The organism is Micromonospora sp. DT44, assembly GCF_049841635.1.
Taxonomy (GTDB): Bacteria; Actinomycetota; Actinomycetes; order Mycobacteriales; family Micromonosporaceae; genus Micromonospora.
The window spans coordinates 1-10,706 of the sequence record NZ_JBNCKS010000105.1; the positions used below are offsets into that span (position 1 = coordinate 1).

A 10,706-nucleotide genomic window follows, 5' to 3' on the forward strand; every position below is an offset into this window, starting at 1 on the left:
CCAGTCCGGGGTATAAATCATAATTGGCACTGGCTTTACAAGCACCCTGTTGAGTTCTCAAAGAACAACCACACACCAACTCGAAGCCCCATCGCTGGGGCCCCAACTTGGGGCTTTTCGTTCCGCGTCCCCGGCGCTTTCAGCGCCAGGCACTTTTACTACGTTACCCGCTGGTTTCTGCCGTGTCAAACCGGTGTTTTGCGGTTCGTCGTGCTTTCTACCGTGTTGCGGGCACCCTGGTTAGACCGGCTCGCGCCGCTCTCGTCATGGGTTGGCAGGCCGGCCGCGGCGGTTGCCCGCTTGCTCGTCCGTTTCCCTGCCGGCTAACTACACTACCCGGTCGGTTCCGCCGCACCAAATCCGCCTCGCGGCGTTTCCGTAGGCACCACCCGGGTCGGCGATCTGACGGTGAACCCGTCCGACCCCGAGGCCGTCACCGCGCTCCGGCCGCTTCAGGCTTTCGCCTGTTTCGTCCGTTCCGCGCTGGCAGAGAGAAAGTTACGCGTCCGGCCCGATGATCGTCAAATCCGCCGGACGCGTCCCCCGTCACATCGTCGACGATCGACTATTCGCCCAGCTCAACGCCGGCGAACGACCGCTTTCCCCGGCGCAGCACCAGGTACCGGCCGTGCAGCAGGTCGCCGGTCGACACCGTGGCGTCCACCTCGGTCACCCTCGTGTTGTTCACGTAGGCGCCGCCCTCGGCGATGACCCGACGGGCCTCCTTGAGGCCGCTCACGAGCCCGGAGTCCCGCAGCAGACCCGCCACGTCCGGCAGTTCGCCGGAGAGCCGCACCAGGCCGGCCTCGGTGAGCGCCGCGCGCAGCGTCTCCGGGGCCAGGTCGTCGAGCGAGCCCCGCCCGAACAGCGCCTGGCTGGCGGCGATCGCCTGCCGGGTCTCCTCGGGGCCGTGCACCAGCATGGTCAGCTCCTCGGCCAACGCCCGCTGGGCGAGCCGGGCCGCCGGCCGCTCGGCCGTCGCCTTCGCCAGCTCCTCCAGCTCGTCGCGCGTACGGAAGCTGAAGTACCGCAGGTAGCGGTCGACCTCGCGGTCATCGACGTTGAGCCAGAACTGGTAGAACGCGTACGGACTCGTCAGCGTGGGGTCGAGCCAGACCGCCCCGCCCTCGGTCTTGCCGAACTTCGTACCGTCGGCCTTGGTAACCAACGGCGTGGTGAAGGCCTGCACCGGCCCCGCGCCGCGCCTCCGCACGTAGTCGACGCCCGCCGTGATGTTGCCCCACTGGTCGGAGCCGCCGAACTGGAGCTGGCAACCGTGTCGACGGTGCAGTTCGAAGAAGTCGTTGGCCTGCAACAACTGGTAGCTGAACTCGGTGAAGCTGATGCCGGTCTCCAGCCGCGCCCGCACCACCTCCCGCGCGAGCATCTTGTTCACGGGGAAGTGCTTGCCCACGTCGCGCAGGAACTCGACCACGGACATCTCGCCGGTCCAGTCCAGGTTGTTGACGAGCTGCGCCGCGTTGTCCCCGGTGTACGACACGAAGGGCGCGAGCTGCTCGCGGATCCGCTCGACCCAGCCGGCGATCACCTCGGGCGGGTTGAGCGTCCGCTCGGCACTCTCCTTCGGGTCACCGATCTGCCCGGTCGCCCCGCCCACCAGCAGCAGGGGGCGGTGACCCGCGAGTTGCAGCCGTCGGGCCGTGGTGACCTGCATGAGCGAGCCGACGTGCAGGCTCTGCGCGGTGGGGTCGAAGCCCACGTAATAGGTGGTGGCCGTCCCGCCGTCGAGCAACTCACGCAGCTCGTCGAGGCCGGTCGAGTCCTGGATGAGGCCACGCCAGAGCAGGTCGTCGGTCAGGGAGTCCCGCCCGGACGGCGGGAGGTTGCTGTCGGTCACGGTCACCGATTCTCCCCCATCGGCGGCATCGACCCGTACCGGGTTTGGAGCGACGCGCCCGGTTACGCTTGCTCCCCGCTCTTGGAGGAGGGTTCTGCCGTGGAGATGCCGGATCTGACGGGTGGTTTCGTCAACCTGCTCGGCCTGAATTTCGAGGAGGCGACCGGCGACCGCGTCGTCATCAGCTGGCAGGTCCGTCCGGAGCTGCACCAGCCGTTCGGCATCCAGCACGGCGGGGTGTACTGCTCGGTCGTCGAGACGGCGGGCAGCGTCGGAGGTTCGCTCTGGCTGGGCGACCGGGGCACGGTGGTCGGGGTGTCGAACCAGACCGACTTCCTGCGGGCCGTGCCCGATGGCGAGCTGCGGGCGGTCGGCACCCCGGTGCACCGGGGGCGCAGCCAGCAGCTCTGGCAGGTGGAGATCAGCGACGCCAAGAAGCGCCTGGTCGCCCGCGGTCAGGTCCGGTTGCAGAACCTCTCGCGCGACTGATCGGCGGGCCCGGTCAGTTCCGGGCCTCGTCCAGCACCGGCTCGACGGCCTCGTCCCCGCTGTCGGCGTCGTCGTCGGCGGGGACCTGCCGCAGGCGTACCTCGGTGATGGCCCGGTGGTCGATGTCGGCCACCGTCAGCACCCAGCCGTCCAGGGTGACGTCCTCCCCCACGACGGTCGGGATGTGCCCGAGGCGGGCCAGCACCAGCCCGGCGATGGTGGTGTAGTCGCCGGCCGGGCGCGAGGGCAGCTCGACGCCGATGTCCGGCAGGTCGTGCACCGGGAAGGTGCCGGGCAGCACCATCGCGCCGTCCGATTCGCGACGGACCGAGTAGCCGTCCCGGTCGGTCTCGTCGTAGATCTCCCCGACGATCTCCTCCAGGATGTCCTCCAACGTCACGATGCCGTCGACGGCGCCGCGCTCGTCCACGACGAGCGCGATGTGCTGGCGCTCGGCCTTGAACTGGCGCAGTGCGTCGACCACCGGTAGCGAGTCGGGCAGCAGCATCGGTGGGCGGGCGATCTCGTCGATCGGCCGGTCGTCGGGCACACCGACCAGGTCACGCAGGTGGATCACGCCGGCGGTGTCGTCCAGGCCGCCGTGGCGCACCACGGGCGCCCGGGAGTGCCCGGTGGCGGCCAGCACGAGCCGCGCGGCCTCCGCCGTGGTCCCGCTGTCGAGCGTGAAGACCTGCAACCGGGGTACGAGCACAGCCCGCAACCGCCGGTCGGCGATCTCCACCGCGCCGGCGATGATCGTGCGCTGTTCCTTGGTGAAGCCGTGGTTGCCGGCGACGATGTCGCGCAGCTCGTCCGGGCCGATCTCCTCGGGTTCGTGCTTCGGGTTGAGCCCGAACAGGCGGACGACCAGGTCGCTGGTCGCGCCGAGGGCCCAGACGGCCGGGCGGGTGAGGCTGGCGAGCACGTCGAGCGGGCGGGCCACCAGCAGGGCCCACCGCTCGGCGGACTGCATGGCGATCCGCTTGGGGGCCAGCTCGCCGAAGACCAGGGTGACGAAGGTCAGCGCGAGGGTGACCACCACGATCGCCACCGTCTCGGCGGCGTTGCCGAACACCCCGAGCAGCGGCACGAGGGGCTTGGCGAGGGAGACCGCCGCCGCGGCGGAGGCCAGGAACCCGGCGAGGGTGATGCCGATCTGGATGGTGGCGAGGAAGCGGTTCGGGTCCTTGGCGAGCCGGGCGAGCACGCCTCCGGCCCGGCTGGTGCGTTCGAGGCGCTGGATCTGGCTGTCCCGTAGTGACACCAACGCCATCTCGCTGCCGGCGAAGAGCGCGTTGATCACGATCAGGATTCCGACCAGGGCCAGTTGGCTCCCGTAGCTCTGCACGCCCGGTTCGCTCCCTCTGCGATGGTGACGCCGACCGTACGCACGGCGTCCGCCGGTCGACGAGCCCGCCCGGCGTACGCGCTTCTGTGCCCAGTGCGGCGTCGGCCGAATCCTGCCGGGGTGACGCTACGCCGATCCGGCGGCCGGGGACGCCGGTAGGTCGAGGACGTACGAGTCGCCCTCGGGGCGGAAGCCGAGCCGGTGGTAGTAGGGGGCGACCATGCCGGGTGGGCTGACGACCCGGTGGAAGCCGCGTTCGGTGAAGAGGCGGCTGCGCCGGTAGACGAACTCACCGGGCGTGAAGTCCCGGAACTTCGGGGTCACGTAGTCCAGGTCGATCTGGGCGACCCCGCGTGCCTCGGCGTGCGACAGCACCACACCGACCACCTCGTCGGCGGTGACCACGAGGAAGGCCGAGCGGTCGGCGGCGGCCGGGTCCCAGTGGAAGTCGGGGTTGAAACGGGCGATGTCCGGCCCGTGCACCCGCAGCGTGTGAGCGAGGAACTGGTCGTCGACCCCGACCTGGACCACCTGGTAGGTCTGCTCGTCGTGGCGGGTGGCGAGCATTCCCCGCAGGTACCAAATGTTGATCACCGCGAGAACGATGTTGAGCCCGACCATGGGCCACACCTCGATGGCGGCGTTGTAGCCGATCAGCACGGCGCAGCCGACGAGGTTGAGGGCGCGCAGCCGCAGGATGCGATTCTGCAGCAGCGACCAGACCAGCACCGCGGAGCCGGCCCAGCCGACCAGATCCAACCAATTCACCCCGCGAGACTAGTGCGTGCCCAGGTCAGGGGTGTCGGCGGGCAGCTCCAGCAGCCACTCCTCGACCTCCGTGCCGCGCCCGTGGGCGTACCCCGAGTCCGCACCGACCACGACGAACCCGCACTTGCGCAGCACCGCGAGAGAGGCGACGTTGTCCTTCGCGGCGCGGGCGCGCACCGGCCGGGGCAGCTCGCGCAGCAGGGCGGCCAGGGCCGCGGTGGCGTGACCACGGCCCCAGCGCTGCGGGTCGATCCAGTAGCTGACCTCGGTCTGGTCGTCGACCGGGAAGGCGCTCACGTAGCCGACCACCTCGCCGTCGGCCTCGACGGTGCGGACCCGGTTGGCCGGGTTGGTGAGCACCCGCGCCCAGTGGCGGGCGAACTCGCGGTGGTCGGACGGGTCGGCGGGACCGAACGCGGCCATCCGGTTGGCCTCGGGATCCTGCTGGTGCAGGAAGAACTCCACGAGATCGTCCTCGCGGACCTGCCGCAACCGCACATCAGAGGTCATCCGGCGAGAGTAAGCCCCGCCCCGACACCCCTTCCTCGCCGATCTTGCACTTCCGGTCGCGACACAAGCTCACCAAGGCGACATTCCGCCAACAGAATCTGCAAGATCGGCGTCGGAGGGGGGCGGCGCGGCGCGGCAGCAGGGCGGGGGCGGGCCACTGACAATGAGGTGGCCGATCCAGGGAGAGCTGATGAACCGACAGGTCGTGGTGGGTGTGGACGGCTCGCCGTCCAGTCTCGTCGCCGCGGAGCACGCGGCCCGCGCCGCCCAGTTGCGGTCCCGCCCGTTGCTGGTGGTGCACGGCTACCTGCGCGCGCCTCTCAACCCGTACGACCTGACGATGCCGGCGCCGTCCGAGGAGGCGCAGCGGATGGTGGAGGGCGTCGCGGCCGACCTCACCGAGCGGTTTCCCGGCCTCGCCGTCGAGGTACGCCAGGTCGCCGGCGGGCCCGGCGCGACGATGGTCGAGGAGTCCCGCCGGGCGGAACTCGTCGTGGTGGGCAGCCGCGGGTCGGGCGGGTTCACCGGCCTGCTGCTCGGCTCGGTCGGCGCGCAGGTCGCCGCGCACGCGCGCTGCCCGGTGCTGGTGGTCCGTCCCGAGGGGCAGCCGATCGACGTGGACGGGCCGGTGCTCGTCGGCGTGGACGGGTCCGAGTCGTCCCAGCTCGCCGTCGGCTACGGAGCCGTCGAGGCGGCGCTACGCGACGTCCCCTTGGTGCTCGCGCACGTCGGCCCGTCGGGCGGCGACCGGCCGGTGCCGGACGAGATCGAGGAGGCGCAGGCCGCCGAGCAGGCCGAGGCGGTGCGGTTGCTCGCCGACGCGTCCGCCGTCGTCCGGGCCGAGCATCCCGATCTGGTGGTACGGGAGCACCCGGTCCGGGCGTCCAGCCCGGCCCAGGGGCTCGTCGAGGCCAGCGGCGCGGCGTCGCTGCTGGTCGTCGGCACCCGGGGTCGGGCCGGATTCGCCGGGCTGCTGCTCGGCTCGGTCAGTCAGGCCGCCGTCCAGCACGCGCACTGCCCCGTGCTGGTGGCCCACCCGGTCAGCTGACCGGGGCGTCGCCACCTCGGCCGAGCATCGACAGGAAATCGGTGGTGAGGGCGAACGGGTCCGCCGGGCCGCTGGTGGGCGGCCGGCGTTCGACCTGGTCTGCCAGCTCCCCGGCCGCGCGCCGGATCCGGCCCCGCAACGCGCCGTCGGCGGTCCCGTCTGACCAGTCCTCCGGCGCGGCGAAGACCGCCGTGGGGACCACCACCGCCCGCAGGTAGCTGAACATCGGACGGACCGCGTGCTCCAGCGCGAGGGAGTGCCGGGCGGTGCCACCGGTGGCGGCGATGAGCACCGGCCGGTCGACCAGCGAGTCCGCGTCGAGGACGTCGAAGAACGATTTGAACAACCCGTTGTACGAGGCACTGAAGATCGGGGTGACGGCGATGATGCCGTCCGCACCGGTCACCGAGTCGATGGCCTCGCGCAGCGCGGTCGGCGGGAACCCGGTGAGCATGTTGTTGACGACGTCGTGGGCGTACTCGCGTAGGTCGACCACGCGCAGCTCGGCCTCGTGGCCCCGCCGGACCAGCTCGTCGCGGGTCGCCCCGGCGAGCTGGTCGGCGAGCAGCCGGGTGGACGAGGGCTGGCTCAGCCCCGCCGACACGATGGCCAGCGTGCGGCGGGTCATCGGGTCGCCCCCTCCGGCGCCTTGCCCGTCACGTCGTCGACGGCGTGCACGGTGCTGTCCTTCGCGCCACCGGCCGCGGCGACCATCGAGGCGTGCGTGGGCGCCTCAGGAACGTGCACCGGACGCAGGGCGGCGAACTCCTTGCGCAGCACCGGCACGACCTCCTCGCCGAGCAGGTCGAGCTGCTCCAGCACGGTCTTCAGGGGCAGGCCCGCGTGGTCGACCAGGAAGAGCTGGCGCTGGTAGTCGCCGACGTACTCGCGGAAGCCGAGCGTGCGGTCGATGACCTGCTGCGGGCTGCCCACGGTCAGCGGGGTCTCCCGGGTGAACTCCTCCAGCGACGGCCCGTGCCCGTAGACCGGGGCGTTGTCGAAGTACGGCCGGAACTCCCGGACGGCGTCCTGCGAGTTGCGGCGCATGAACACCTGGCCGCCGAGGCCGACGATGGCCTGGTCGGCGGAGCCGTGGCCGTAGTGGGCGTAGCGCTGGCGGTAGAGGCCGACCATCCGCTGGGTGTGCTCCTTGGGCCAGAAGATGTGGTTGGCGAAGAAGCCGTCGCCGTAGTACGCGGCCTGCTCGGCGATCTCCGGGCTGCGGATCGAGCCGTGCCAGACGAACGGCGGCACCCCGTCGAGCGGGCGCGGCGTCGAGGTGAAGGACTGCAACGGCGTGCGGTACTTGCCCTTCCAGTCGACCACGTCCTCGCGCCACAGCCGGTGCAGCAGGTCGTAGTTCTCGATGGCCAGGGGGATGCCGGCGCGGATGTCCTTGCCGAACCACGGGTACACCGGGCCGGTGTTGCCACGGCCCATCATCAGGTCCACCCGGCCGTCGCTCAGGTGCTGGAGCATCGCGTAGTCCTCGGCGATCTTCACCGGGTCGTTGGTGGTGATCAGCGTGGTCGCGGTGGACAGCAGCAGCCGCTCGGTGCGGGCCGCGATGTGACCGAGCATGGTGGTCGGGGACGACGGGACGAACGGCGGGTTGTGGTGCTCACCGGCGGCGAAGACGTCGAGCCCGACCTCTTCGGCCTTGAGTGCGATGGCAACCATCGCCTTGATCCGCTCATGCTCAGTCGGCTCCCGACCGGTGGTCGGATCGACCGTGACGTCACCGACGGTGAAGACTCCGAACTGCATGACCAGCTCCTCGCGTGTCAACCGGATGCCGTCGTGGTACCCGGACGCAGCTCACAACTTATTTGACGAGTCAACTATTCCGTCGGCAGAGTGCTCGGCAGTGGCACCGGTCACCCTCGCGAACCGGACCATCGGGTCGAGGACGCCCTTCGTGGCGGCTCGCTCAGCCGCCCGCCACGGAGGGCAACACCTGCACCTCCGCGCCGTCCACGACCGTCGTGGCCAGACCGCCGGAATGCCGGCAGTCTTCCCCGTCGACGAAGACGTTCACATAGCGGCGCAGCTCACCGCGCTCGTCGCGGATGCGCCGGGCCAGCCGGGGATGCGCGACGGCAACCTCATCGAGGACCTCCCGCAGCGTCCCGGCGGCGGTGACGTTCAGCCGACTCGCACCCCCGGCCTCGCCGCGCAACGGGCCGGGCAGCAGCACGGTGACCACGCTCAGACCTGCGCGGCGCGGACGCAGAGCACGTCGGGCAGGTGCGCGGCGACCGACGACCAGCAGTCGCCCTCGTCTCGGCTGGCGAAGACCGAGCCGGAGCGGGTGCCGAAGTAGACCCCACCCGGGGTCGCGTCATCGGCGCACATGGCGTCGCGCAGCACCGCCGGATAGAACGGCCCCTCGGGCAGCCCCACCGACTGCGCCTCCCACTTGCCGCCGGCGTCGACGGAACGGAACACCCGGCAGCGGTGATCGGCCGGAAACCGCTCACTGTCGGCTACCAGCGGGAAGGTCCACACCGTGCCGCCGCGCCCGGGGTGAGCCACCATCGGGAAGCCGAAGTCGCTGGGCAGCCCATCGGCGATCGAGGACCAGGTGCGGCCGTCGTCATCGGACCGGTAGACGCCGTGGTGGTTCTGCGCGTACAGCCGCTCGGGGTTGTCGGCGTCCCGGGCGACCTTGTGCACGCACTGGCCGAACTCCGGCCACTCGTCGGGCATGAAGTAGGCGCGGATGCCGGTGTTGCCCGGCGCCCAACTCGCCCCGGCGTCCTCCGAGCGGTAGACCCCACCGGTGGACATGGCGACCAGCAGTCGAGCCGGGTCGCGCGGGTGGGGCAGCACGGTGTGCACGGCCTGACCACCGAACCCGGCCTCCCACTGGGGGCGGTGCGGGTGGTTCCAGAGGGAACGGACCAGCTCGAAACTGCGGCCGCCGTCGGTGGACTTGAACAACGCCGAGGGCTCGGTGCCGGCCCAGATGACGTCCGGCTCGTCGGGGCCGGCCGGCATCAGCTGCCAGACCCGCCCGAGGGAGACGCCGGTGTCGGCCGGGAACGCGACCGGCGCCTGGTCGGGCTCGTCCCAGGTAGCGCCGAGGTCGTCGCTGGTGGCGACACTGGGGCCGAAGTGCGAGCTGGTCATGCCGGCGAGCAGCCGCGGGGTCGAACGGCGGGCGTCCACCGCCACCGAATAGACACCGGTCATCGGAAAGTGCGGACCGGTGATCTCCCAACTGCGCCGGTCGTCGGCGCTGGTGGCGAGAAACAAGCCCTTGGCGGTGCCGATCGCGAGCAGAGTTGCCATGACGTCCTCCGAAACCGTCGGTGAGCAGGTTCGGTGATTATGGCCACACCCCCCGACAGACTCCGGTGCCCACACGCCGGACGGTGCCCTCAGCGACGGACGCGGGGCACGTGCCGCCGGTACGCGCTGACCGACGGATCGCCGTCGAGCCAGAACCGCCAGGGCAGGTCGTGCGCGCCCGTCACGCCGACCCGGGGCCCCGCCACCACCGCCGCCTGCGGCACCGGCTCGATCGGCGGTCGCAACCGGACCGCGCCGTCGCCGAGCAGGTACGCGCCGTACGCCGCACGGTCGATGCCGAGCGTGGCGCAGAGCCGGGCCGGCCCACGGGCGAGGTCCACGTCGCGCCGCACGGCCGGCCGGCGCTCCCGTGCCGTGGTCACGCCGTCGATGACCGCGCCGGCGCGCAGCAGCACGGCCGCGGCCTCCCCCTCATCACCGGTGACCACGTTCACGCACCAGTGCATCCCATAGGTGAAGTAGACGTAGGTGTGCCCGGCGGGACCGAACATCACCGCGTTGCGGGGCGTCCGGCCCCGGTGGGCGTGCGAGGCGGGGTCACCGGCCGTGCCCGCGTACGCCTCGACCTCGGTGATCCGGACGGTGACGCCCCCGGCGGTAAGGCGGCAGCCCAGCAGGCCACGCGCCGCCGGCAGCAGCGGGCCGGCGAGCAGGTCCGCCAACTCGGCCAAGCCGGCGTCGGCGGTGCGGTCGTCCGGCACGAGATCCATGGACCGAACGCTACCCACTCCGTCGACGCTTCAACGATCTGTTGACAACAGCCCGTTGATGGGGTGTGCTCGGTACATGACGACCTCGGACCTCTTCACGGCGCCCGACCCGGGTCGGGCCCGCGCCCACCGCACCCACGAGGCGCTGCAACGGATCAGCGAGCGGCACGCCGGCTCCGACGCGCGGCGGGGGCGCTGGGCCCACCCGTACGTGCTGGACCCGTGGGAGGCGGTCGCCCTGGTCACCGCCCTCGCCGCCGGCGGCGCCGAGCGGGAACCCTCCGAGGAGCCGGTCGACGCCGCCGACCTGACGGCCGCGCTGACCCTGCTGCCGCACGTACGCGCCGAACTGGACGCGCTGGAGGCCGGGCTGCTCACCCTCGCCCGCGACCGGGGCCTGACCTGGCAGTCCATCGCGTACGGGCTGGGCCTGGGCAGCGCGCAGGCCGCCCGCCAGCGCTACGAACGGCTCGCCGCCCGCTCCACCGAGCAGCCCACCTGATCCCCCGCCATCCCGTTGTCCACGCCGATCTTGCACTTTCTGTCCCGACAGAACGGGATATCGGTCGTGTATCGACAACACAAACTGCAAGACGCTTCTATGTACGTGGTGATCGGTTCGGCTGGTTGCCGCTAGGTTCGGCGTCGATGATCACTTGG

The 10,706-nt window shown here is 71.2% G+C and carries 12 protein-coding genes; 3 read left to right on the plus strand and 9 right to left on the minus strand.

Annotated elements, in window-relative coordinates; all coding sequences use genetic code 11:
- Window positions 1-565: 565 nt before the first annotated feature.
- Window positions 566-1,858 carry a tyrosine--tRNA ligase gene (tyrS, locus tag ACLQ25_RS31960; RefSeq protein WP_425734465.1) on the minus strand — a complete coding sequence of 431 codons (1,293 nt, stop codon included), beginning with the start codon at window positions 1,856-1,858 and terminating at the stop codon, window positions 566-568.
- Between the two features lie 81 nt (window positions 1,859-1,939).
- Between tyrS and ACLQ25_RS31965 the strand changes: the two genes are divergently transcribed.
- A complete protein-coding gene (locus tag ACLQ25_RS31965; RefSeq protein WP_425734455.1) occupies window positions 1,940-2,347 on the plus strand; it encodes a PaaI family thioesterase in 408 nt (135 codons plus the stop codon).
- Between the two features lie 13 nt (window positions 2,348-2,360).
- On the opposite strand, the gene ACLQ25_RS31970 is transcribed toward ACLQ25_RS31965, so the two are convergent.
- From ACLQ25_RS31970 to ACLQ25_RS31980, 3 genes are all read right to left on the minus strand, one after another.
- Window positions 2,361-3,695, minus strand: a complete 1,335-nt coding sequence (locus ACLQ25_RS31970) for a hemolysin family protein (RefSeq protein WP_425734456.1) — start codon at window positions 3,693-3,695, stop codon at window positions 2,361-2,363.
- 126 nt (window positions 3,696-3,821) lie between these two features.
- Window positions 3,822-4,463, minus strand: a complete 642-nt coding sequence (locus ACLQ25_RS31975) for a hypothetical protein (protein WP_425734457.1) — start codon at window positions 4,461-4,463, stop codon at window positions 3,822-3,824.
- 9 nt (window positions 4,464-4,472) lie between these two features.
- Window positions 4,473-4,973 (minus strand): GNAT family N-acetyltransferase, encoded by a 501-nt coding sequence (locus ACLQ25_RS31980; RefSeq protein ID WP_425734458.1) that lies wholly within the window; start codon window positions 4,971-4,973, stop codon window positions 4,473-4,475.
- 190 nt (window positions 4,974-5,163) lie between these two features.
- On the opposite strand from ACLQ25_RS31980, the gene ACLQ25_RS31985 reads away from it, so the two are divergent.
- A complete protein-coding gene (locus tag ACLQ25_RS31985; RefSeq protein ID WP_425734459.1) occupies window positions 5,164-6,021 on the plus strand; it encodes a universal stress protein in 858 nt (285 codons plus the stop codon).
- On the opposite strand, the gene ACLQ25_RS31990 is transcribed toward ACLQ25_RS31985, so the two are convergent.
- The 5 genes from ACLQ25_RS31990 to ACLQ25_RS32010 form a co-directional block, all read right to left on the minus strand.
- Window positions 6,014-6,649: an FMN reductase gene (locus tag ACLQ25_RS31990; protein ID WP_425734460.1), complete on the minus strand. Its 636-nt coding sequence runs from the start codon at window positions 6,647-6,649 to the stop codon at window positions 6,014-6,016. The two genes, ACLQ25_RS31985 and ACLQ25_RS31990, sit on opposite strands and share 8 nt — an antisense overlap.
- Window positions 6,646-7,788 (minus strand): LLM class flavin-dependent oxidoreductase, encoded by a 1,143-nt coding sequence (locus ACLQ25_RS31995; protein ID WP_357134696.1) that lies wholly within the window; start codon window positions 7,786-7,788, stop codon window positions 6,646-6,648. The genes ACLQ25_RS31990 and ACLQ25_RS31995 overlap by 4 nt, the downstream gene beginning before the upstream one ends.
- Before the next feature lie 163 nt (window positions 7,789-7,951).
- Window positions 7,952-8,227 (minus strand): ubiquitin-like small modifier protein 1, encoded by a 276-nt coding sequence (locus ACLQ25_RS32000; protein WP_425734461.1) that lies wholly within the window; start codon window positions 8,225-8,227, stop codon window positions 7,952-7,954.
- 2 nt (window positions 8,228-8,229) lie between these two features.
- Entirely contained in the window at window positions 8,230-9,315 is a 1,086-nt protein-coding gene (locus ACLQ25_RS32005) for a WD40/YVTN/BNR-like repeat-containing protein (protein ID WP_425734462.1), read from the minus strand.
- Between the two features lie 89 nt (window positions 9,316-9,404).
- The gene (locus ACLQ25_RS32010; protein ID WP_425734463.1) at window positions 9,405-10,046 is read right to left on the minus strand and encodes a DNA-3-methyladenine glycosylase; all 642 of its coding nucleotides are present in this window, start codon (window positions 10,044-10,046) and stop codon (window positions 9,405-9,407) included.
- A gap of 76 nt (window positions 10,047-10,122) precedes the next feature.
- On the opposite strand from ACLQ25_RS32010, the gene ACLQ25_RS32015 reads away from it, so the two are divergent.
- Window positions 10,123-10,548 (plus strand): DNA-binding protein, encoded by a 426-nt coding sequence (locus tag ACLQ25_RS32015; RefSeq protein WP_425734464.1) that lies wholly within the window; start codon window positions 10,123-10,125, stop codon window positions 10,546-10,548.
- The last annotated feature ends 158 nt before the right edge of the window (window positions 10,549-10,706 follow it).

Excerpts from the sequence above, each read along its gene's own strand:
- ACLQ25_RS31980 (WP_425734458.1), bottom strand. The coding sequence starts at position 4,973 with ATGACCTCTGATGTGCGGTTGCGGCAGGTCCGCGAGGACGATCTCGTG.
- ACLQ25_RS31985 (WP_425734459.1), top strand. The coding sequence starts at position 5,164 with ATGAACCGACAGGTCGTGGTGGGTGTGGACGGCTCGCCGTCCAGTCTC.
- ACLQ25_RS31990 (WP_425734460.1), bottom strand. The coding sequence starts at position 6,649 with ATGACCCGCCGCACGCTGGCCATCGTGTCGGCGGGGCTGAGCCAGCCC.
- ACLQ25_RS31995 (WP_357134696.1), bottom strand. The coding sequence starts at position 7,788 with ATGCAGTTCGGAGTCTTCACCGTCGGTGACGTCACGGTCGATCCGACC.
- ACLQ25_RS32005 (WP_425734462.1), bottom strand. The coding sequence starts at position 9,315 with ATGGCAACTCTGCTCGCGATCGGCACCGCCAAGGGCTTGTTTCTCGCC.
- ACLQ25_RS32010 (WP_425734463.1), bottom strand. The coding sequence starts at position 10,046 with ATGGATCTCGTGCCGGACGACCGCACCGCCGACGCCGGCTTGGCCGAG.
- ACLQ25_RS32015 (WP_425734464.1), top strand. The coding sequence starts at position 10,123 with ATGACGACCTCGGACCTCTTCACGGCGCCCGACCCGGGTCGGGCCCGC.